Source organism: Herbaspirillum sp. ST 5-3 (assembly GCF_004804275.1).
GTDB lineage: Bacteria > Pseudomonadota > Gammaproteobacteria > Burkholderiales > Burkholderiaceae_D > Noviherbaspirillum.
This window is the reverse complement of the sequence record NZ_STGI01000011.1, coordinates 136,364-157,710: the sequence shown is the minus strand read 5'-3', so window position 1 is coordinate 157,710 and position 21,347 is coordinate 136,364. Positions and strand designations below refer to the sequence as shown.

Sequence of the window (21,347 nt, the reverse complement as noted above, 5' to 3'; positions counted from 1 at the left end):
ATCATGCAACAAGCCACTACGAAAAATAACGCGGCATGGAAATTCGTCATCATGATCGGCGTGCTGAGCTTCTTTGCCGATTTCACCTATGAGGGCTCGCGCAGCATTCTCGGCCCGTATCTCGCGCTGCTGGCAGCCAGCGCCACCGCAGTCGGCGTCGTCACCGGCTTTGGCGAATTACTCGGCTATGGCTTGCGCCTGGTGTCGGGCAGCATGGCCGATCGCACCGGGCAATTCTGGCCGATCACGATCGCCGGCTATATCGTGCAGATGCTGGCGGTGCCGGCGCTGGCGCTGGCCGACAGCTGGCAGACGGCGGCGGTGCTGATCATCCTCGAACGCGTCGGCAAGGCAATCCGCAACCCGCCGCGCGACACGATGCTGTCGCATGCGGCGCAGGAAATCGGCTACGGCAAGGCGTTCGGCGCGCATGAGGCGCTGGACCAGTTCGGCGCGCTGTTCGGCCCGCTCGCGGTGGCCGGCGTGTTGGCACAGCGCGGCGACTATCGCCTCGCATTTGCTGCGCTGCTGTTGCCCGGCGTGGTCTGCCTGTGCCTGCTGCTAGTCGCCCGGCACCTGTATCCGCACCCGGAAAACATGGAAGCGGACATCGCCATACCCGACGTGAAAGGGCAGAAGTTCCCGCGCGTGTTCTGGATCTACCTCGCCGGTGCTGGGCTGGTGGCCGCGGGGTTCGCCGATTTCCCGCTGATCGCCTACCACTTTCAAAAGGCGTCGTCGGTGCCGCCGCAGTGGGTGCCCATTGCCTATGCGGTCGCGATGGCGGTAAGTGGCACCGGCTCGCTCGTGCTCGGGCGGCTGTTCGATCGCTTCGGCATTGCGATCCTGATTCCCTTGACGATCATCGCCGCCCTGTTTGCACCGTTGGTATTCCTGGGCGGCTTTTGGACTGCGCTACTTGGCGCCGCCCTGTGGGGAATCGGCATGGGCGTGCATGAATCGATCGTGCCGGCGGCGGTCGCGCCGATGGTGGCGCGCCAGCATCGCGCATCCGCTTACGGCTTGTTTACTGCCGGCTACGGCGTGTGCTGGTTCATCGGCAGCGCGCTGATCGGCATTCTGTACGACCGCTCGCTGGCGGCGACGATCGGGTTCTGCATGGTGTTGCAACTGGCCGCTCTCCCACTGTTCTTCATCGTGCGCAAGCAGGGGGAGAGACGTTGATGCGATGGGGGATGGCCGACGCTGCGGACGAGGTGGAGTATCGCGATGGATTTGAGAGCCTATGAACATGCGAAGTTTGATCTGGCCGAACTGCTGCGCTCGGCACAGTTGCTCGCCGCCTCGGAAGACAACCGCCAACGCATCCGGGAATGCTTCGTGCGCCTCGCCGAAGATCGCTTCAACCTGGTGGTCGTGGGACGCTTCAGCCGCGGCAAGACGTCCCTGATCAATGCGCTCATCGGCATGGACCGCCTGCCCACTGGCATCGTGCCCCTGACCTCGGTCATCACCAGCGTCACCTACGGCAGCAAGGAACACGCGCTGATCCGTTACCAGGGACATGATCTTCTCAGGACCGACATCCCGCTGGCGGCGTTGCCGGAATACGTGACCCAGCAGCGCAATCCCGGCAACGTCAAGCGCGTCGCGGTGGTCGAGATCCGGTTGCCTGCCGAGATGCTGCGGCGCGGCTTCTACTTCGTCGACACCCCTGGGCTCGGGTCATCGATCGCGGAGAATACCCGCACCACGGAAGACTTTCTGCCCGAGGCCGATGCCTTCCTGCTCGTCACCAGCATGGATAGCCCGCTTGCTGACGAGGAGTTGCGGATTTTGCGCGTGGCTTGCGCATCGGCGCGTCGCGTTTTTGTTGTCGTCAACAAGCAGGACATGGTGTCGCCCGAAGAATGCGAGCAGGTGCTGGGGCATGTGCGGGAACAATTGCGCGCCGGGCTCGGCCCCAACATCCCCAGGATATTCCCGCTCTCCGCGCGCGACGGTCTGCAGGCCAAGCGCGACGTCGATCCGATACGCCTGGCGGCAAGCGGCGTCGAGGCACTCGAAGCGGAGCTGGTGCGCTTCCTGCTGGAAGAGAAAAGCAGTGAATTCCTGCTGCGGCTCTGCGACCGGGTGATCGATGTGCTATGCGGGTTGCCGCCGGGGGCGGATGCGAAGCGGCTGGCGGAGGACGTCGATTCCCTGTCGCGGCGGATCGCCGCGAGCCTGCCGGGCGCTTCGCTGCGTAATGAGGCGGCGACCGTCGCGGCCTCCGATGCGTCGCAGCAGTTTCGCTCCTGCGAGATTTGCACGCGCATCGTTGACACCGAGTTCGCGTTCCTGTGCCACTATCAATACGAACTCTGCACTCGGCCAGAGGTGCAACGTCGGCACGCGGAGCGCGGTGGATTCTGCGCATTGCATACTTGGCAATACGGCGCATTGGCCTCCACTCAGGGCATTTGCAGCGGCTATCCGGCGCTGCTTGAGCATTTCTCGGAACGTTTTCGTGATTTCGCGGATGCCGCGCTTGCGCCACAGGCGCTGTCAACCGCGTTGCAAGCACTCCTGCCCGGCGCGGATGCCTGCGTGCTTTGCCGTGAGCGCGCCCAAGCAGAAGCGGAGGCGCTAGCGTCACTTGCAGCACGACTCGCGGAAGACAGGGAAGGCACGTTGGGAGGGCTTTCCGTCATCTGTCTTCCCCATCTGCGGCAGTTGATTGCCCGCGTCGACGACGCCGACACGGCACACATGCTGCTCGCCCGTGAGGCGGCCCTGCTCGACCGCCTCGCGGAAGACATGCGGCGCTACGCGACCAAATATGATGCAGTACGCCGGTTGCTGACCAGCGACGAGGAAACCCGCTCCGCGCAACACGCGCTGTTGATGCTGGCAGGGCATCGCAATGTTCATCTCGCGCCGACGGCAAGCTGACCGGGGCGGATACGCCGCTTGCATCGACCGGCATGGCCATCGAATTGTTCGGGCCGGCCTCGGCCCCTATGCGGGCATCGCCTGCGTAGTCAGCTACCTATTTTCGGCTTTATTTCGTCATACTCCTTCGAGCGCGGCATGTCTGGTACATTCTGGCTATCGGAGATGGCATGCCTCCCTGAACCGTCGGCGCCGCGCAGCCGGCTGATGCTGCCTACAGCAAAGCCTGGACGGGATGCGTAGGCCCGCCTGTCCAGGCGACAATAAGAAAGGACAGGACTCGTGTGGACCTCCATTGCCGCCATTGCCGTCGGCGCCAGCCTGGGCGCCATCCTGCGCTGGGTGCTCGGCAACCAGCTCAACGCCCTGTTTCCAGCGATCCCTCCCGGCACGCTGACCGCCAATCTGCTCGGTGGTTATCTGATCGGTATCGCAGTGGCTTTCTTCGCCGACCACCCGACACTCTCGCCGGAAATCCGCCTGTTGGTCGTGACCGGCTTTCTCGGCGGCTTGACGACCTTTTCGACTTTTTCCGCGGAAGTCGTCGCGCTCTTGCAGGAAGGCCGCTTGGCGTGGGCCTGCGGCGCCATTGCGATCCATGTGGTGGGCTCCTTGGGCATGACGCTGCTCGGCATGCTGACTGTGTCGCTGGTGCGCCGTGCGTGACAGTGCATGGTTTGCTCGTTTGATTTTCTTTTCAGGGAATGCGCATGAATTTTCTTCCAAGCTGGGTCGTGTTTGCACTGGGATCGGCGTTCTTTGCGGCATTGACCGCGTTGTTCGGCAAGCTCGGCGTCGCCGGCATCAATTCCAATATGGCGACGTTCATCCGGACCATCGTCATTCTAATCGTCACCGCCGGCATTCTGTTCTGGCGGACCGAGTGGCAAAAACCAAATTCGATTTCGCCGTATAGCTGGCTATTTCTCGTGCTGTCCGGTATCGCCACCGGCCTGTCGTGGCTGTGCTATTACCGGGCGCTGCAGCTCGGCCCGGTCAGCAAGGTGGCGCCCATCGACAAGCTGAGCGTGGCCATCGCCATTGTCCTGGGCATCGTGTTCGTCGGCGAACAACTGACCTGGCCTGTCGCCCTTGGCGGAGCGCTGATCGTGGCGGGCTCCGTCATCATCATTGTCTTTTGATTATCAAGACAAGCCATTTTTCCTTCCGGTTGGCCGTGCCGGTTGTCAATCTCGGACCGGATACCGTACAATCTGCCGGCTGCGGAGATGGCATTCCTCCCTGAACCGCCGCCCACTTGGTGGGTGGCTGATGATGCCTACAGTCGTTCCTGGTCATGGGAGCTGTAGGCATTCGTCCACCGCTTCACACGGCCAGGTTGTGCATTCAACAAACCTGGTTGCATGAAACATTCCAAACATCCCGAACAAGTCGACCTGTTGCCCTACATGGGCAAGTGGCTCGCACTCGCGCTCATCGTCGCCATCCTGGCCGGCACCGCGTCCGCCTTGTTTCTGTTTTCGCTCGAATGGGCGACCGCGTGGCGCGAGGCACACGCCTGGCTCATCTGGCTGCTGCCGGTGGCCGGCTTCGCGGTCGGCTGGGTCTATCTCAAGCTCGGCAAGAATGTCGAGGCCGGCAACAATCTGATCATCGACGAGATCCACGATCCCAAGAAAGTCATTCCGTTGCGCATGGCGCCGTTGGTCCTGGGCGGCACGATCCTGTCGCACTTGTTCGGCGCCTCGGTCGGCCGCGAGGGCACCGCCGTGCAGATGGGCGGCGCGCTGGCCGACCAGCTGACGCACCTGTTCCGGATGGACCAGCAGAAGCGCCGCCTGTTGATCATGGCCGGCATCAGCGCCGGCTTTTCATCCGTGTTCGGCACGCCGCTGGCCGGCGCGATCTTCGGCCTCGAGGTGCTGGCGATCGGTCGCATGCGTTATGACGCGATCCTGCCGTGTTTCGTGGCGGCGATCGTCGCCGACCAGGTCGGCCTGCTGTGGGGCATCCACCATACGCATTACGCCGTCTCGGCCATCCCGCAAATCACGGCATGGAGCCTGGGCGCGACGCTGGCCGCCGGCATCGTGTTCGGCCTGATCGGGATGGTGTTCGCCAACGCGACGCACGGCTTGTCCGACATCCTGAAAAAGCACGTTTCGTATGCGCCGCTGCGCCCCTTCATCGGCGGCATCGCCGTGGCCGTCGCCGTGTGGGCGGTCGGCACGCATCGCTATATCGGCCTGGGCATTCCAGTCATCGTCGAATCGTTCCAGCAGCAACTGCCGTGGTGGGATTTCGCCGGCAAGATGGCCTTCACGATCGGCTCACTGGGCACCGGCTTTAAGGGCGGCGAGGTCACGCCCTTGTTCTACATTGGCGCGACCGTCGGCAACGCGTTGGCGCCGATCCTGCAGCAGCCATTTTCGATGCTGGCCGCGCTCGGCTTCGTGGCGGTCTTTGCCGGTGCGGCCAACACGCCGCTCGCCTCGACCGTCATGGCGATCGAATTGTTCGGCCCGGCCATCGGCCCCTATGCCGGCATCGCGTGCGTGGTCAGCTATCTGTTTTCCGGGCACACCGGCATCTACCGCGCGCAGCGCGTGGGCCATGCCAAACACCATCGCCACGTTCCCGAAGGTATGAAGCTTGGCGAAGTCGCCCACTACCGGCACCAGCTGCGCAAAGAAGCCGAACAAGACCAATCCGTCCAATAATCCAACCGCTTGAAATCATCATGCAAGACCTCGCTGCACTCCGACTCTATTTCCCGCTGTCCGCCAAGGCGCGCGGCACGCGTTTCTGGCATCGTTTCACTGCACCGAACCTGGCGTCTCATCTACTCGCATACGCCCGGCGCCTGGGCGTCAAGCAGGCAATCCTGCATCACGTCGACGCCGGCTATCTGCCGGGCGAGCGGGTCAGCCACCATTCGCTCGAAGGCAGCGCGCTGCGCCACCCGCAATGCCTGGAATTGATCGATACCGAACCGACGCTGCGCAAATTCCTGAAGGACCATGAGCATGAGCTGCACAAGGTGCATGCCGTGCTGTTCCGCTGCGAATTGCCGCTGAAACCATAGCACTAGTCACCGATGCGGCGCCTGGATCGCCGCCATCCATCCTCAATACACGCGACAGGGAGAAAGGGCGTGACCAGTCTGCATGAAACGGCGTACCCGCGCTTCAAGCCGGAGTTGACGCCGCGCGAACTCAACGAGGTGTATCGGCCCAGCAACGAGGAAATGCGGTTCGCTCGCAAGCTCGGCAAATCGGCGCCGGCGCGCCTGTACTTGCTGATCCTGCTCAAGACCACGCAGCGCCTCGGCTATTTCGCGATGCTCGCCGATGTGCCGCCGCCGATCGTGTCTTTCCTGGTCAAATTCAGTGGCACGCGCTCCGTGGCCCAGCGCGATCTGCTCGCCGAGGAACGATCGCAATCGCGGCGCCGCTTCGTCGAGGCGATCCGGGATTTCCTCAAGATTGCGCCGGTGACCAAGGAAACCGACCGCCTCATTCTGGCGACTGCGCTTGAGGCGGCGCAGACCAAACAGGACTTGGCCGACATCATCAATGTCGTGATCGAGGAACTGATCCGGCAACGCTATGAGCTGCCGGCCTTCAGCAAGTTGCGCCGGGCCGCACAAAAGGCGCGCAACCTCGCCAACGACCGCTACTTCCGCAGCCTGACGACGCCGTTGGACGCGTCGGTGACAGAACGCTTCGACGCCATGCTGGTCCTGCAGCCGGGGCATGTGCTGTCCGGCTGGCAGCAGTTGAAGCAGGAGCCAAAGAAGCCGACCAATACCGAGGTGCGCCGCTATCTGGATCACGTCGAATGGCTCAGGAGCTGGGTGGTCAACCTGCCGCCCGTCGACCAGTTGCCGGTCGTGAAATACACGCAGTTCGTCAATGAGGCGCGGGCGCTCGATGCTGCCGATCTGAAGGCGACGCAGCCGGGCAAGCGCTATGCCTTGATGGTCGTGCTGTTCCACGCCCAACTGTCGAAGGCGCTCGATGACGCCGTCGAGATGTTCATCCGCAAGCTGCGCAAGATCCACAACGGCGCCGAGGAACAATTGCAGCGCTACTACCTCGAGCACCAGAAGCGCACCGAAAAGCTGGTGTCGCAACTACGCGACGTGCTCGAAGCGTTCCAGGAAGGCACCGACGACAAGGAGCGCGGCAAACGCGTCGCCGCCGCGATCCATGACGCGCCGGAACAGCTGATCGCCGAATGCGACGAGCACATGGCTTATGCCGGCAACAACTATCTGCCATTCATGTTGGCGCCGTACCAGACGCAGCGCCCGATGCTACTCAATTGCCTGACCTTGCTCGATCTCGAATCGACCTCGGCCGACCTGTCGCTGATCGACGCGATCCGCTTCGTGTTGCAGCACCGGCAGAGCCACCGGGAATGGTTGTCGATTGCCGGCGAAAACATCAGCCTGAAATGGATTCCGGACAAATGGCGCAAGCTCGTGACCGGCCAGCGCACCGGCAACGTCGCCGAGGTCAACCGGAAATACTTCGAGATGTGCGTGTTGACCGAGACGATGCGGGAATTGCAATCGGGCGACCTGTTTGTCGCCAATAGCGATCAGTACAGCGACTACCGGGTGCAGTTGGTCGACTGGGATGCCTATCACGCGCAGGTCGACGACTATGGCGAGATGCTCGAGATCCCGGTCGAGCCGAAGACCTTCGTCGCGCGGCTCAAGAAGTCGCTGGCCGAGACCGCGCGCCAAGTAGACGAGGGCTTGCCCGGCAATGAGAATGTCGAGCTGAACGGCAACCAGATCATTTTGCGCAAACAGGACAAGGAGGCGAAGCCGGCGGCGCTCGACGATGTCGACCGACTGCTGCTCGAACGCATCCCGGAAAAGAACATCCTCGATATCCTGGTCGAATCGGAAAGCTGGCTGGACCTGCACAAGCATTTCGGGCCGCTGTCCGGCTTCGAGGCGAAGATCGACGATCCACGCAAGCGCTTCGTGACGACCTTGTTCTGCTACGGCTGCAACCTGGGGCCGACGCAGACGGCGCGGTCGGTCAAGGGACTGTCGCGCAAGCAGGTGGTGTGGCTCAACCTGCATCACATGACCGAGGAGCGGCTGGACAAGGCAATCGTGCAGGTCATCAATGCCTACAACAAATTCCTGCTGCCCAAGTATTGGGGTAGCGGCAAGAGCGCGTCAGCCGACGGCACCAAATGGAATCTGTATGAACAGAACCTGCTCTCCGAGTACCATATCCGCTATGGCGGCTACGGCGGCATCGGCTATTACCATGTCTCGGACATGTACATCGCGCTGTTTTCGCATTTCATCCCATGCGGGGTGTACGAGGCGATCTATATCCTCGATGGCTTGATCAAGAATGAATCGGAGATCCAGCCGGATACGCTGCACGGCGACACGCACGCGCAGAGCGCGCCCGTGTTCGGCTTGGCGTATCTGCTGGGGATCAACCTGATGCCGCGGATACGCAATCTGAAGCAGCTGGTGTTTTTCAAGCCGGAGCGCGGGATGCGTTACCAGCACATCAACGCGCTCTTCGTCGAAAACAAGACGATCGACTGGGAGCTGATCGAGACGCACCTGCCGGACATGCTGCGCATCGCGCTGTCGATCAAGGCCGGCAAGATCACGCCGTCGACGATCCTGCGGCGCCTGGGCACGGCCAGTCGTAAAAACAAGCTGTATTTCGCGTTCCGCGAACTCGGCAGGGTGGTGCGGACCGAATTCCTGCTCAGGTATATCGCCGACGGCGAATTGCGCAAGACGATCCAGGCGGCCACCAACAAGAGCGAGGAATTTAACCAGTTCATCAAGTGGCTGTTCTTCGGCAACCAGGGCGTGATCGCGGAAAATGTGCGCCACGAGCAGCGCAAGGTGGTCAAATACAACCAGCTTGTGGCGAATCTGGCGATCCTGCACAACGTCGAATCGATGACGCGCCTACTCAAAGAGATGCAGGAGGAAGGGTTGCCGATCAACGAGGAAATCCTGGCCGGGCTGGCGCCGTACCGGACCGAGCACATCAACCGGTTCGGCGATTACACGCTGGATCTGGACAGGAAGGTGCCACCGATGAATTACAGCATCAAAATTCTTTAAAAATCATGGCGTTGGAGGAGATTTCAACAAATCGTGCGCGAATCCCGGCCGACCCTCACGATGGTGTTGGCGCGCGACATGAAGGAATCGGCAATCATCGCCAGCAGGTACTGGAAGTCGATGCCTTTCGGATTGGCAAAACGTATGACGACGAAGCTTTCATCCGCCGAGGGAATCTCGCGCGCAATGAAGGGATTGGAGGTGTCCACGCAAGGCACGCGCTGAAAATTCACATGCGTGCGCGAGAACTGCGGACAAATGTAATTCACGTAATCCGGCATGCGGCGCAGGATGGTATCGGTCACCGCTTCAGTGGAATAGCCGCGCATCGACTTGTCACGCCAGAGCTTTTGTATCCATTCCAGGTTGATGACCGGTACCACGCCGATCAGCAAGTCCGGGTACTGCGCAATGTTGATGCTCTTGTGAACGACGCCGCCGTGCAAGCCTTCATAGAACAACAGGTCGGTGTCGTCTGGAATGTCTTCCCATGCGGTAAATGTGCCGGGCGGCTGACGATAGGGTGCGGCTTCTTCTTCATCGTGCAGGTATTTGCGCCGCCGTCCGCAAGCCTCCTTGCTGTAATTGCGAAACAGCGATTCGAGTTCCTCGAACAAATTGTTGTCGGGACCGAAATGGCTGAAATGCTGATCGCCTTGCCGCGCTGCTTCTGCCATTTTTTCTTTCATCTCTTCGCGGTTGTAGCGATGGAAGCTGTCGCCCTCGATGATGACGGAGCGCACGCCTTCGCGGCGGAATATGTTCTCGAAAGTGCGGGTGACGGAAGTCGTTCCGGCCCCGGATGAGCCGGTAATCGCAATGATCGGGTGGCGTTCAGACATGGCAGGCGTCCTGACAGTAAAGGTCGGGCGGAGTGTTATCAATCCGCTATTCGCTTCACTATAAGGGCCTGATTAACATAAGATCAAATGAGTAAATATATGGATAGCATAAGTTGATACTTATATATTTCCATGGCGACGCGAAACGGTCTCCCTGAGGAAATGGGAAACGTGCGGTTGTTCTTTTCAGGGCTACAGGGGAGGGAAACAAGCCGCGGATGCGGCAGCGGATCGCGAGAACAAATCGCGTGAAGGCGCTCGAATACTGCTCACGCGAACAAGCAGACCTGTGATCCAATCCTGTTTGTTGCGCAGACTGGACAATCGGTCAATGGAAAGGGAAAGGACGAACAATGCGTGGCCGTGCGGACCACGCATTCAACTGACAGGGGCCAAGCGCTTATCTGCGGCCGAATCTGCCGTATCTGTCCAGTCTTTCCTGCTCGGCGCGTTGCAGCTTGAATGGACTGCGGGCTTGCGGGCGAAGCGCGTTGTGTGCGCCACCACCAGCTTTTCCGGCGGCTTGAGAAACCGACCGATTCGCGAAATGCGTTAGTGTTTTTTCAGGCATCGCCAAGCTCCCATGAGAATCAGAAATTCGATGATTTTGTTGCCCGCCAAGACCAGATAAATGGGTGGCGGCAGGAAATCTTGGCACAGTAAACTTAGGCCACGCTTAAAGTGTTCGCGGATCTGAAATTCAAGCTGCAAAAGGTGCTGGAACGACACAGATTTGCCTCAGAGCATCAATCGTTTGCTTTTATTCAGCTAAATCAAAAGACTCTTTTCAAAAACAGGAAAAGAGTGCAGAATCCACCCGCAGTGTAAAAAAATCCATCTCGGAGAAGGTGGGAAGAGACAATCAAGTGAGCCCGCGCCTGGAAGGCGCGGGCTTTCTTATTTGTGCTGCCGGAGCTGGATCGGCAAACAAGCGCTTGCCTGATGCCCGCATCGGGTTCCGCGCACTGCATCCGCACACACGGCATTCCCTTCCGCTTCAAGTCCGTCAATCGACGCTTACGCGGCGGCCGTTTTCTCAAGCGCTTGCGGCGTCCCGCCAGGCGCGCCTACAATCCCAGAGCTTCGCCCACGAGCGAAGTGACCTTTTTTGCATTACCCGCGCGTGAGCCAAAGATGAAAGTACTGCTGGTGGAAGACGATTTGATGATTGGCGAGAATGTTCAGATCGCGCTGGACGGCGAAGGCATCGCGGTCGACTGGGTGAAAGACGGAACGGCGGCAGAGGCCGCGCTTGCTACCTACGGCTACGATGCGCTGCTGCTCGATCTCGGTCTGCCGCAGAAAGACGGCATTGACGTCCTGCGCGGCTTGCGGGCCAGGGGAAGCAACATGCCGGTCCTCGTGGTCACCGCGAGGGATACGGTGGAGCAGCGCGTGCAGGGGCTGAACACCGGCGCCGACGATTACCTGGTCAAGCCCTTCGACCTGGAAGAACTGATCGCGCGTCTGCATGCCTTGATCCGGCGTGCCAGGGGCGGCGGCGATCCGGTCTACCGGAAAGGCGAGGTCGAGATCAATCCGTCGACGCGGCAGGTCATGGTCGCCGACAAGCAATTGGTGCTCTCCTCGCGCGAGTGGGCGATACTCGACACGCTGGTGGCGCGGCCCGGCGCGATCTTCTCGCGCGCCCAGCTGGAAGAGCGCTTGTATGGTTGGTCCGGCGAGGTGGAGAGCAACGCGGTGGAGGTCTATATCCACGGCTTGCGCAAGAAACTCGGACAGCAGTTCATCATCAATGTCCGCGGCCTCGGTTACATGGTAGAGAAAGTCTGATGCAGTCGCTCCGCATACGCTTGATCCTGCTGCTGGGCGCCGCGATCCTGATCGCGGCCGGGGTGCAGTTCGCCGCGTCCTTCCGGGAAGCGATGCAGAAGGCAAACAGCCTGTTCGACTATCACATGGAACAAATGGCACTCGCACTGCAGGACAGCGCGGTGCAGCAGTCGGATTGGTACAAGGCGCCCACCGACGACAACGATTTCGATTTCGTGATCCAGATCTGGACCGATGACGGCGTGCGCGTCTATCAGTCGCGCGCCTATCGCAGTCTGCCCGAGCGGGGTACGCTCGGTTATTCGACGGTCACGCTGGATAACGGCGACTGGCGCATCTACACGGTCCATCGCGAGACGCGGGTGATCCAGGTCGCGCAGAAAATGGATTCGCGCCGCGACCGCTCCATCGCGCTGGCCTGGAATTCCGTATGGCCGGTGCTGCCCGTATCTCTGCTCCTGTTTGCGGCCGCATGGTGGGTCGTCACCTCGGCGCTGGCGCCGCTCAATCGCATCGGCCTCGATCTGGCGCACCGCCATGCGGGCTCGCTTGCTCCCGTTTCTGACAAGGGCGTGCCGAAGGAAGTGTCGCTGCTGATCGCGGAACTCAATTCCCTGCTTTCACGCATGGCGCGCGCGATCGATGCGCAGCAGCGCTTCGTGGCGGACGCGGCGCATGAGCTGCGTTCGCCCCTGACGGCATTGAAGCTCCAGGTGCAGACCCTGGCGCGGGCCAAGGATGAAACCGCGCGCAACCAAGGCATCGCCCGTTTGCTTGGCGGCGTCGATCGCGCATCGCGCCTGGTCGAGCAGTTGCTGGTGCTGGCACGGCAGGATCCCTCATCGGAAGCGGAGGAGCTGACGCCGGTTTCGCTGACTGGATGCATTGCGAATGCGGCCAGCGACGTGGCGCCGCTTGCGCAGTCGCGTCATGTCGAAGTGCGCTACGCCGAACTGCCCGACGTGGAACTCCTCGGCGATGCGGACAGCCTGCGCATACTCGTGCGTAATCTGCTCGACAATGCGGTGCGTTACACGCCGGAGCAGGGCCAGGTGTGCATCGATCTGACAGTGGATGCCACAAGCGCCAGGCTCAGAATCCAGGACTCCGGCGCCGGCATTGTGGAAGAAAACCGGGCGCGCGTGTTCGATCGCTTTTATCGCGTCCCCGGCACGGCGCCCAACGGAAGCGGACTCGGCCTGGCCATTGTCAAGACGATTGCTGACCGGCATGGCGCCAGCGTCGAGCTGGGCACCTCGGAACTCGGCGGGCTGGCCGTCACGGTCGCATTCCCCCTCGTTGACGAGGCACAACCGACCGCAGCATCCGCCACGGCGGCATGAACCGCTCCCGGGCGCAGGCGCGGCGAAAGTGTGCCGCCTTCCATTCGCTTTTTTCTCCGTGTTTAAGTTTCCCCTAAGTTTTGTAATGCATCATTGCAAGCATTGATACACAACTTGATCCCCTTGGGCCCGCGCGTTTCCTGACGGGCTGCCTTTTTCCCTGTTCCCGAGTCAAGCAGGCATGACTTCCGGGAATCGAGGGCAGGCGTTGATCCTGACGCCTTCGACAAATGAGCAACAGCAGTGGAAAGGTAATTACCGGCCTTTTCTTCGTCCCCCCTTAACCGGGGGGACATTTTTCGCGTGGACCTGATGAAACGACCTGGCGTTTCGATGCCGCCAAGCCGCATGGGTCGAGCACGTGTGAATGGCGCAGGGAGACTATGAATCGGGAACAGATACCCGACGAAGCAAGACGCTTTATTCTCGCCAGCATTCCATCCGTTCCCTTCCTGGAGGCGATGCTGCTGTTGCGAAGAAACGCGGCGCAGGACTGGGACAGCAAACGGCTTGCGACACGCTTGTATCTCAGCGAGAGATCCGCCAGCGAGTTGCTGAGCGCACTGCAGGCCGCCGACGTCCTTGCGACGACCGACAACAATGCGGTGTTCCGCTACCAGCCCGCATCGGAAAGCCTGCGGCAGATGATCGATCTCCTCGCCGAGAGCTATGCGCACCATCTCGTTGAGATCAGCAACCTGATCCATTCGAAGACCGGGAAGAGGGCGCATCAGTTTGCGGATGCGTTCAAGTGGCGAAAGGATTCATGACATGGTCGAGCTCATCTATCTGCTGTGTGCCTTGAATGCGCTCACGTCTTGAAAATCAACTGAACAAATGACGCCGGTAGCGATGATCCAGGGATGACCGCTGCAGGGCGAGGGTGTATGGCTGGACTTGATGCCGGAGTTTGTCATTGGCAACCGCGGTCTCGAAGGTGTACCGGATTGGGAAGACAGGACGGGCCTATATCAAATCGTGTGCGCGGAGCGGGAGCGGCAATTGGCGGATTGCGCGATCATTGCTCCTGGAATCCGTATTGAAAACAAGGGCAGTTCATTGACCTGGACGACGTTCCCCGCCGGTTCACGGCCGGGACGTCGATTTGCATTCGAATCGGATTGCTTTGCACTCCGGTTCGTGACTCGGGAGAAAAAGGGGTATGCCGGAGTTTATTCCAATGTCGTACCAGCTCGCGTGGCCATTCGCCATTGCAATCGCATGGGTGGCCGGAGAGTTCGGATATCGACTTACCGGATTGCCGCGCATCAGCATTTACGGGCTAGTCGGTTTTCTGTTCGGCAATCTGCTGGCGGGGGTGTTGCCGCAATCTGAAGCCGATACCTTCATGCTGCTGGCGAACATTGCATTCGGCCTGATGCTGTTCGAAATGGGTTATCGCATCAACCTGCACTGGCTGCGCGCCAATCCGTGGATTGGCGTGATGGGCGTGGTCGAGGCGGTCGCCACCTTTGTGGTTGTGTATTTCGTCGCGCAATGGTTCGGCATGGCACCGCTCGCGGCATTGCTGCTGGGATCGTTGGCGATGTCGACTTCGCCGGCGGGTATCCTGCGCGTGCTGAACGAGGAGCGCAGCTCCGGCCAGGTCAGCGAGCGCATCCTGCATCTGTCCGCGCTCAATTGCGTGCTGGCCGTGTTTACCTTCAAGGTGATCGTCGGTATCGGCGTGTTCCAGACTTCCGGCAGTCTGCTGGATGCCGTGTGGAGCAGCCTGGTGGTGCTCGCCGTATCCGCCGGTCTCGGCGCATTGGTGGGCGTGTCGGTGCCCGGCCTGTTGCGCCGGCTCGGCAATCTTTCGCGCGATGCGACGCTGGCCTTTGCCATCGCCGTGATTCTGCTGGTCGCGGTGACGCATGCCTTCAAGTTCTCGCCGGTGCTGGCAACCCTGACTTTCGGCCTTGTGGCACGTCACCGTCGCGTGACGCTGAACCAGACGCAGCGCAATTTCGGCGTGATGGGCGATCTTCTGAGCGTCGTGCTTTTCTTCTTCGTTGCCGCCACGCTGGATTGGCGCCAGGTGATTGATGGGATGACGCTCGGGCTGATCCTGCTTGTCGCCCGGTTCGCGGCGAAGATGATCGGCGTCGGGGTCTTTGCGCGCGTGAGTGGCGTCTCGTGGCGCAAGGGTCTGCTGACCGGGCTGGCGCTGGCGCCGCTGTCGGTATTTGTCATCCTGATGCTGGAACAGACGCGGCGCGCGGGAGTGAATCTCGTTGACAGCCTGATGCCGCTGGCGGCGATGGCGCTGCTGCTGGAAGTGATCGGACCGATCATCACGCAACGTGCCCTGATCTGGGCGCAGGAAACACCGGAAACGCCGGACAAGCCAGACACGATCAAGGAGTAAGCATGCCGCTGGAACCATTCAAGCAATCGGACCCGCTAACGGTCGGCGTCGAACTGGAGCTGCAACTCGTCAGTCTGAGCGATTTCGACTTGACCGATGCCAGCCCGGACATGCTGGCCTTGCTGGCGCGCAAACCGTTTCCGGGCAACGTCACGCCCGAGATCACGGAGAGCATGATCGAGATCAATACCGAAGTGCACACCAGGCACGGCGAACTGCTGGAACAATTGCGGCGTATTCGCGATACGCTGGTACGCGCGGGCGACATGCTCAATGTCGGCGTGTGCGGCGGCGGCACGCATCCTTTCCAGAAATGGTCAGAGCGCAAGATATTTTCCAAGCCGCGCTTCAAGCAGGTGTCCGCGCTGTACGGTTACCTGGCCAAGCAGTTCACCGTGTTCGGGCAGCACGTGCACATCGGCTGCGAATCGGGGGACGACGCGCTGATGCTGCTGCATTCGCTCAATCGCTACGTGCCGCACTTCATTGCCTTGTCGGCGTCGTCGCCGTATTTCCAGGGCAGCGACACGCTGTTCAATTCCGCGCGGCTGAATTCGGTCTTTGCGTTTCCCCTGAGCGGGCGTGCGCCTTTCCTGTTGCGCTGGGAGGATTTCGAGCGCGATTATTTCGCGCGCATGGAGCACACCGGCATCGTCAAGAGCATGAAGGACTTTTACTGGGACATCCGTCCCAAGCCGGAATACGGCACCATCGAATTGCGGGTGTGCGATACGCCGTTGAACGTGGAGCGGGCCGCTGCGCTCGCCGGCTATCTGCAGGCCCTGTGCAGCTATCTGCTGGAAGGGCATGAACCCGCACCCGCCGAGGATGATTACCTGGTCTACAACTACAACCGCTTCCAGGCATGCCGCTTTGGGCTGGATGGCACCATCGTGCATCCCAAGAGCCATGAATCGCTGTCAGTGCGCGAGGACATTCTGACGACCTTGCGAAGGATCGAGTCGCATGCGGTGGAATTGGGCGGCGAGATGGCGCTGGAGCATCTCTACCATGCCGCCCACGCGGGCAGCGACGCCAGTTTTTTGCGTGACCAGTATGTCAGCAGCGGCAGCGTCGAAGGCATGGTGGATGCCGCGATTCAGCGCTTCAGGAGCGACGAAGCAAATCGGAGGATGTGAATCAGGCCGCGAGCGGCCGCCTGTCGACGAAATAGTCGGTGAGACCGGCGGCGATCCAGATGCCGCACAAGGTCACCCACGCCGTCAGCGCAAACACGGCGGCCCCGGACACGCCTGCGCCAACCGCGCAACCGCCGGCAAGCGTGCCGCCAAAGCCCATGCAGGTCGCGCCGATGATGTAGCGGCGCATGCTCAGGCCATCCTTGAAACCCTCCAGCTTGACTTCGCGCCCGATGTAGGCCGACAGGAATGAGCCGATGAAGACGCCGGGGACGAGCCCGATATCGAAATTCCACGGGTGTCCCGGCGGCGACAGGACCAGCATGAGGACGTCGGCGGCCGGACCTGTGAAGCTCAGGCTTTTTACTGCTGTGACCTCGAAGGCCTCCGAAGCAATCTGATAGGTGAACAGCCAGGCGCCAGCCACCATGGCGCCAACGCCAAAACCGGTGATCGCGGAGCTCAGGCTGATCCGGCTTCGCACCGCGAAAAACAGTCCGCCGATCAGCCAGATGAGGCCGAACACCAGGCCGCTGCCATTCCCGACATGGAAAATGTCGAGGACATTGCGCGCGGTCCCGCCATCGATGGTCCACCAGTTGCTGATGGCAATGCGCAGCGGGGAAAGAATGCCGCCCAGCGAGGCCTGGGCGACGACGGCGAACACCAGGCCGGACAGTAGCGAACGCAGGTTGCCGGTGCCGGCGAGGATCAGGAGACGGCTTGAACAGCCGCGCGCCAGGATCATGCCGGCGCCGAACAGCAGGCCGCCGATCAAGGCGCCGGACAGCGTGCCGCGCGCCGCCAGCTGACGCGCATTGCTGACGTCGAGGATGCCGCTCAGGATGAAGGACTGCGTCAGGATGATGGCGCCGGAAAAGGCCAGCAGCCAGATGGCCAATTTGGCGCCCAGGTCGCCATGGCAGACTTCGATCACGGCGGAGCGCAGACAGAAGCGCGATCGTTGCGCGCAAATGCCGAACAACAGTCCGATTGCCAATCCGCCAAGTGCGAGGACTTCGCCTTCGCCAATCGCTTCCATCAGGCCAGCCAGAGTCATATTCCCATCCCAATCACGCCCAGTCCGGACCGCACCCGCGTTCTTTGCACGGAAACGCCCGAACTCGACTTGTCGAAAATGCAGATGCTTTGCGTTTCTGCATCGGTTGTCTGAAGGTATTTAAGCATATATTCGTCAATCGTCATATACTCATGTGGTGTTATAGTTGTTTGATCGCCGCTCTGTCATGGAGCGGCAAGCGATTGAATACGCAGGAGTGAAAAACGCGATGTGTCGAAAGTTTGGAGTAGGGCTGGTGCGGCTGCTAGGCATTTCCGGAGCGGCGGCTTCCAGCGTCGCGAAGGCGGCCGGCGAGGAGATCCGGCTGGAGCCGATCAAGGTGTCGCCGCATGTGTATTACTTTCATGGCGGTTCCGGCATGGCCAGCGCGGAAAACAAGGGCTTCATGTCCAACGCCGGCTTTGTCGTCACCGATGAGGGCGTGGTGGTCTTCGATGCCCTCGCCACGCCCGCACTCGGCGAAGCGATGGTGAAGGCAATCCGTACGATCACGCCCAAGCCGATCCGTTACGTGATCATCAGCCATTACCACGCCGACCATTTCTACGGCCTGCAGGCGCTGAAGGCGGAAGGCGCAGAAATCTGGGCGCACGAGCACGGCAAGGTCTACCTGCATTCCGACCTCGCGAAGGTGCGACTGGCCCAGCGGCGGGAAGCCCTCAGCCCCTGGGTCGATGAGCGGACCCGACTGGTGCCGGCCGATCGCTGGCTCAATTTCAAGCAGGCCAGGATCATCCCCTTCGAACTCGGCGGCATCCATTTCCGCGTCATCGATACCAGCGGCGCGCACTCGGACGAAGACATCATGCTGTCGGTCGACGAAGACCGGATGCTGTTCGCCGGCGATCTGTTCTTCACCGGACGCATTCCCTTCGTCGGCAATGCCGACAGCAAGGTCTGGCTGGCGGCGCTCGACCGCATGCTGGAAATCAAGCCGGCGGTGGTGGTGCCCGGTCACGGCGAATCGTCCACCCGCACGCTTGAAGACATGCAGTTCACCCGCGAATACCTGCTTTTCCTGCGCAAGCATATCGGCGAGGCGGTAGCGGACATGGTTCCCTTCGAGGAAACCTATGAAAAGATCGACTGGTCGCGGTTCAAGGATTACCCGGCCTTCGATGCGGCGAACCGCCTGAATGCCTACGGGACCTACATCCTGATGGAGAAGGAAAGCTTGCAGCAAAAATAGCAGTGAAACACTCAATTCAAAAATAGGAGACAACGATGAAGACATTACGTAATGCAGTGGCCGTGTTTTTCCTGGCCTTCCTCGGGCTTGCAGTGGCGGTCGCTGCCGACCGCGAGGAAAAGGTGGTCTACCACATGAATGACGGTGCCAACCCCATGGCCGCGCTCAACAATATCCGCAATCATCTGAATGCCAGCCCCAATGCAAAGATCGTCGTTGTCGCCCATGGGCCGGGAATCGATTTCCTGCTCGATGGCGCAAAAGACAAGAACGGCAATCCCTACGACGCGGTGGTGCAGGAACTGACCAATCGCAACGTCCAGTTCCGGGTCTGCAACAACACGCTGCAGACGCGCAAGATCGACAAGAGCCGGGTGATTCCCGAGGCGACCATCGTACCGTCCGGCGTGGCTGAAGTCGTCCGCCTGCAGACGCAGGAAGGATATGCGTATCTGAAGCCGTAGCATCTGCAGGCGGCGCTGCTGGTTGCCGGCGCGTCGCCTGCATATGTCTTTTTCCGCTCGCCCTGGCGGTGTTCACCGCCAGGGCATCCCCAACATTAGGTCAGGAAATCCGCCCAGATGTTGTGTGCCCAATTCCTGCCGTACATCGCTTTCAGAACCTCAGAAACCTGATGTATAGCCACCGCGATAAGTGGTTCGGCTGAATTCGGCCATTGGCTCCACTTGGAAATCGGCTCAGCATCGTTCCAAAAGCCAAATTTACGATCTGACAGCACCCCCTGCCGATTCGCCATACAATCTAGGCCACCTTTATATTTGCCATCGTGAGTCAAGATGCAGGCCATCGTCTCAGTTAATCGCCTTACCAAAACCTATGCGTCGGGCCACCATGCGCTCAAGGCAGTTGATCTGGAGATCCGCCCCGGCGAAATCTTTGCGCTGCTGGGCCCAAACGGCGCCGGCAAGACTACGCTGATCAATATCATTTGCGGCATCGTCCAGCCGACGCACGGAGTGGTGCTGGCCGGCGGCCATGATGTCGTCCTCGACTACCGTGCTGCGCGGTCAAAGATCGGGCTTGTTCCTCAGGAATTGTCCACCGATGCGTTTGAAAGTGTCTGGGCAACGGTAAATTTCAGCCGCGGGATTTTTGGGAAACCGCGCAATGCGGCTTATGTCGAGAAGATACTGCGCGACCTTTCGCTCTGGGATAAAAAGGATGCCAAGATCAGAACGCTGTCGGGCGGCATGAAACGCCGGGTGATGATCGCCAAGGCCCTGTCGCACGAACCAGAGATCTTGTTTCTCGACGAGCCTACCGCCGGTGTCGACGTCGAATTGCGGCGTGACATGTGGCAGATGGTTCGTGGTCTGCGCGAAAGCGGCGTGACGATCATCCTGACCACGCACTATATCGAGGAAGCCGAGGAAATGGCGGACCGGATTGGCGTCATCCGAAGCGGGGAAATCATCCTGGTGGAAGACAAAGTCGCCTTGATGGAAAAGCTTGGCAAGAAGCAATTGAGATTGCACCTGCAGCACCCGCTCGCACGAATCCCGGAAGAAGTGGCAGGACCTCAACTTGAACTGAGCGAGGACGGCATGACGCTGACCTACACCTTTGATGCTCAGAGCCAGAAAACCGGCATTGCCGACCTGTTGCGACGTCTCGGCGAGCATGGGATAGATTTCAAGGACCTGCAGTCCAGCGAAAGCTCTTTGGAAGAAATTTTCGTGAACCTCGTGAGGGCGCAGCCATGAACATCTATGCCATTCGCGCCATTTACCAATTCGAATTGGCGCGCACCTGGCGCACGCTGATGCAAAGTATCGCGTCGCCGGTAATATCGACCTCGCTCTATTTCGTGGTATTCGGCGCTGCGATCGGATCGCATATGGTCAAGATTGACGGTACCAGTTACGGGGCATTCATCGTCCCGGGACTGATCATGCTGTCGCTGATGACGGAAAGCATCTCCAACGCGTCGTTCGGAATCTACATGCCGAAATTTACCGGCACCATCTACGAAATTCTTTCGGCGCCCATCTCCTACGTTGAAATTGTGATCGGCTATGTCGGCGCGGCCGCAACCAAGTCGGTCATCCTCGGCTTGCTGATCATGGCGACGGCACGGCTGTTCGTGCCGTTTACTATCGTGCATCCGGTCTGGATGATCGCATTCCTGATCCTGACTGCCGTCACGTTCAGTTTGTTCGGCTTTTTAATCGGGATATGGGCGGACGGCTTCGAAAAACTCCAAATCATTCCGATGATGATCGTCACTCCGCTGGCCTTCCTGGGCGGCAGCTTTTATTCGATCAGCATGTTGCCGCCGCTTTGGCAGAAAATTGCCTTGTTCAATCCGGTGGTCTACTTGATCAGCGGATTTCGCTGGAGCTTCTATGGTGTAGCCGACGTTCGGGTCGACATCAGCATAGGCATGACCTTGATGTTCCTGGGTCTCTGTCTGGCGGCGGTTTGGTGGATGTTCAAGACTGGGTACAAGCTTAAGAGTTGAGCGGGATTCTGCGAACTGGCAATTCGTGGAAAGGCTGGCGGTTGGCCCGTGTGGTGGTGATCCAGTGACGACTATTTCGCCTTGCGTCGGTCGCTTCGGCCAGAAGCAGGCATAAATCATTCTTTCAAT

The 21,347-nt window shown here is 60.3% G+C and carries 18 protein-coding genes and 2 riboswitches; of the genes, 16 read left to right on the top strand and 2 right to left on the bottom strand.

What is annotated here, in order from left to right; genetic code table 11:
• The first annotated feature begins 3 nt into the window (after nt 1–3).
• The 7 genes from E6W33_RS19890 (at nt 4) to E6W33_RS19860 (ending at nt 8,980) form a co-directional block, all read left to right on the top strand.
• The gene (locus tag E6W33_RS19890) at nt 4–1,185 is read left to right on the top strand and encodes an MFS transporter (protein WP_136419067.1); all 1,182 of its coding nucleotides are present in this window, start codon (nt 4–6) and stop codon (nt 1,183–1,185) included.
• 45 nt (nt 1,186–1,230) lie between these two features.
• Nucleotides 1,231–2,895: a dynamin family protein gene (locus tag E6W33_RS19885; protein ID WP_136419066.1), complete on the top strand. Its 1,665-nt coding sequence runs from the start codon at nt 1,231–1,233 to the stop codon at nt 2,893–2,895.
• A gap of 152 nt (nt 2,896–3,047) precedes the next feature.
• Nucleotides 3,048–3,119: riboswitch (Fluoride riboswitch) on the top strand.
• 58 nt (nt 3,120–3,177) lie between these two features.
• Complete coding sequence (crcB, locus tag E6W33_RS19880) at nt 3,178–3,561, top strand: fluoride efflux transporter CrcB (protein ID WP_136419065.1); 384 nt, start codon at nt 3,178–3,180, stop codon at nt 3,559–3,561.
• A gap of 44 nt (nt 3,562–3,605) precedes the next feature.
• A complete protein-coding gene (locus E6W33_RS19875; protein WP_136419064.1) occupies nt 3,606–4,037 on the top strand; it encodes an EamA family transporter in 432 nt (143 codons plus the stop codon).
• 74 nt (nt 4,038–4,111) lie between these two features.
• Nucleotides 4,112–4,184, top strand: a riboswitch (Fluoride riboswitch).
• 75 nt (nt 4,185–4,259) lie between these two features.
• Nucleotides 4,260–5,576, top strand: coding sequence for a voltage-gated chloride channel family protein (locus E6W33_RS19870; protein ID WP_136419063.1), 1,317 nt, complete (start codon nt 4,260–4,262; stop codon nt 5,574–5,576).
• A 20-nt stretch (nt 5,577–5,596) separates the two neighbouring features.
• Nucleotides 5,597–5,941 (top strand): DUF190 domain-containing protein, encoded by a 345-nt coding sequence (locus tag E6W33_RS19865; RefSeq protein ID WP_136419062.1) that lies wholly within the window; start codon nt 5,597–5,599, stop codon nt 5,939–5,941.
• 69 nt (nt 5,942–6,010) lie between these two features.
• Nucleotides 6,011–8,980: a Tn3 family transposase gene (locus E6W33_RS19860; RefSeq protein WP_136419061.1), complete on the top strand. Its 2,970-nt coding sequence runs from the start codon at nt 6,011–6,013 to the stop codon at nt 8,978–8,980.
• Nucleotides 8,981–9,003: 23 nt separating this feature from the next.
• Here the strand turns inward: E6W33_RS19860 and E6W33_RS19855 are convergent, their stop codons facing one another.
• A complete protein-coding gene (locus E6W33_RS19855; RefSeq protein ID WP_136419060.1) occupies nt 9,004–9,822 on the bottom strand; it encodes a phosphoribulokinase in 819 nt (272 codons plus the stop codon).
• A 1,134-nt stretch (nt 9,823–10,956) separates the two neighbouring features.
• Between E6W33_RS19855 and E6W33_RS19850 the strand changes: the two genes are divergently transcribed.
• The 5 genes from E6W33_RS19850 (at nt 10,957) to E6W33_RS19830 (ending at nt 16,466) form a co-directional block, all read left to right on the top strand.
• The gene (locus E6W33_RS19850) at nt 10,957–11,616 is read left to right on the top strand and encodes a response regulator transcription factor (protein WP_136419059.1); all 660 of its coding nucleotides are present in this window, start codon (nt 10,957–10,959) and stop codon (nt 11,614–11,616) included.
• Nucleotides 11,616–12,959 (top strand): ATP-binding protein, encoded by a 1,344-nt coding sequence (locus E6W33_RS19845; protein WP_136419058.1) that lies wholly within the window; start codon nt 11,616–11,618, stop codon nt 12,957–12,959. The genes E6W33_RS19850 and E6W33_RS19845 overlap by 1 nt, the downstream gene beginning before the upstream one ends.
• Before the next feature lie 383 nt (nt 12,960–13,342).
• Complete coding sequence (locus tag E6W33_RS19840) at nt 13,343–13,729, top strand: hypothetical protein (protein ID WP_136419057.1); 387 nt, start codon at nt 13,343–13,345, stop codon at nt 13,727–13,729.
• A 392-nt stretch (nt 13,730–14,121) separates the two neighbouring features.
• The gene (locus E6W33_RS19835) at nt 14,122–15,327 is read left to right on the top strand and encodes a cation:proton antiporter (protein WP_136419056.1); all 1,206 of its coding nucleotides are present in this window, start codon (nt 14,122–14,124) and stop codon (nt 15,325–15,327) included.
• Nucleotides 15,328–15,329: 2 nt separating this feature from the next.
• Entirely contained in the window at nt 15,330–16,466 is a 1,137-nt protein-coding gene (locus E6W33_RS19830) for a YbdK family carboxylate-amine ligase (protein WP_136419055.1), read from the top strand.
• Between the two features lies 1 nt (nt 16,467).
• Here the strand turns inward: E6W33_RS19830 and E6W33_RS19825 are convergent, their stop codons facing one another.
• Nucleotides 16,468–17,526, bottom strand: coding sequence for a YeeE/YedE family protein (locus E6W33_RS19825; RefSeq protein ID WP_136419054.1), 1,059 nt, complete (start codon nt 17,524–17,526; stop codon nt 16,468–16,470).
• Between the two features lie 229 nt (nt 17,527–17,755).
• Here E6W33_RS19825 and E6W33_RS19820 point away from each other — a divergent pair, with 229 nt between their 5' ends.
• The 4 genes from E6W33_RS19820 to E6W33_RS19805 all read left to right on the top strand — a co-directional run bounded on the left by E6W33_RS19820 (nt 17,756) and on the right by E6W33_RS19805 (nt 21,218).
• Complete coding sequence (locus E6W33_RS19820) at nt 17,756–18,736, top strand: MBL fold metallo-hydrolase (protein ID WP_136419053.1); 981 nt, start codon at nt 17,756–17,758, stop codon at nt 18,734–18,736.
• A gap of 35 nt (nt 18,737–18,771) precedes the next feature.
• The gene (locus tag E6W33_RS19815) at nt 18,772–19,200 is read left to right on the top strand and encodes a DsrE family protein (protein WP_136419052.1); all 429 of its coding nucleotides are present in this window, start codon (nt 18,772–18,774) and stop codon (nt 19,198–19,200) included.
• 333 nt (nt 19,201–19,533) lie between these two features.
• Nucleotides 19,534–20,460, top strand: coding sequence for an ABC transporter ATP-binding protein (locus tag E6W33_RS19810; RefSeq protein ID WP_136419051.1), 927 nt, complete (start codon nt 19,534–19,536; stop codon nt 20,458–20,460).
• Nucleotides 20,457–21,218 carry an ABC transporter permease gene (locus E6W33_RS19805; protein WP_136419050.1) on the top strand — a complete coding sequence of 254 codons (762 nt, stop codon included), beginning with the start codon at nt 20,457–20,459 and terminating at the stop codon, nt 21,216–21,218. The genes E6W33_RS19810 and E6W33_RS19805 overlap by 4 nt, the downstream gene beginning before the upstream one ends.
• Nucleotides 21,219–21,347: the final 129 nt, after the last annotated feature.

What these genes read in the sequence shown, in the direction of transcription:
- E6W33_RS19890 (WP_136419067.1), top strand. Translation starts at nt 4, where the DNA reads ATGCAACAAGCCACTACGAAAAATAACGCGGCATGGAAATTCGTCATC.
- E6W33_RS19885 (WP_136419066.1), top strand. Translation starts at nt 1,231, where the DNA reads ATGGATTTGAGAGCCTATGAACATGCGAAGTTTGATCTGGCCGAACTG.
- E6W33_RS19875 (WP_136419064.1), top strand. Translation starts at nt 3,606, where the DNA reads ATGAATTTTCTTCCAAGCTGGGTCGTGTTTGCACTGGGATCGGCGTTC.
- E6W33_RS19870 (WP_136419063.1), top strand. Translation starts at nt 4,260, where the DNA reads ATGAAACATTCCAAACATCCCGAACAAGTCGACCTGTTGCCCTACATG.
- E6W33_RS19865 (WP_136419062.1), top strand. Translation starts at nt 5,597, where the DNA reads ATGCAAGACCTCGCTGCACTCCGACTCTATTTCCCGCTGTCCGCCAAG.
- E6W33_RS19855 (WP_136419060.1), bottom strand. Translation starts at nt 9,822, where the DNA reads ATGTCTGAACGCCACCCGATCATTGCGATTACCGGCTCATCCGGGGCC.
- E6W33_RS19850 (WP_136419059.1), top strand. Translation starts at nt 10,957, where the DNA reads ATGAAAGTACTGCTGGTGGAAGACGATTTGATGATTGGCGAGAATGTT.
- E6W33_RS19845 (WP_136419058.1), top strand. Translation starts at nt 11,616, where the DNA reads ATGCAGTCGCTCCGCATACGCTTGATCCTGCTGCTGGGCGCCGCGATC.
- E6W33_RS19840 (WP_136419057.1), top strand. Translation starts at nt 13,343, where the DNA reads ATGAATCGGGAACAGATACCCGACGAAGCAAGACGCTTTATTCTCGCC.
- E6W33_RS19835 (WP_136419056.1), top strand. Translation starts at nt 14,122, where the DNA reads ATGCCGGAGTTTATTCCAATGTCGTACCAGCTCGCGTGGCCATTCGCC.
- E6W33_RS19830 (WP_136419055.1), top strand. Translation starts at nt 15,330, where the DNA reads ATGCCGCTGGAACCATTCAAGCAATCGGACCCGCTAACGGTCGGCGTC.
- E6W33_RS19825 (WP_136419054.1), bottom strand. Translation starts at nt 17,526, where the DNA reads ATGACTCTGGCTGGCCTGATGGAAGCGATTGGCGAAGGCGAAGTCCTC.
- E6W33_RS19820 (WP_136419053.1), top strand. Translation starts at nt 17,756, where the DNA reads ATGTGTCGAAAGTTTGGAGTAGGGCTGGTGCGGCTGCTAGGCATTTCC.
- E6W33_RS19815 (WP_136419052.1), top strand. Translation starts at nt 18,772, where the DNA reads ATGAAGACATTACGTAATGCAGTGGCCGTGTTTTTCCTGGCCTTCCTC.
- E6W33_RS19810 (WP_136419051.1), top strand. Translation starts at nt 19,534, where the DNA reads ATGCAGGCCATCGTCTCAGTTAATCGCCTTACCAAAACCTATGCGTCG.
- E6W33_RS19805 (WP_136419050.1), top strand. Translation starts at nt 20,457, where the DNA reads ATGAACATCTATGCCATTCGCGCCATTTACCAATTCGAATTGGCGCGC.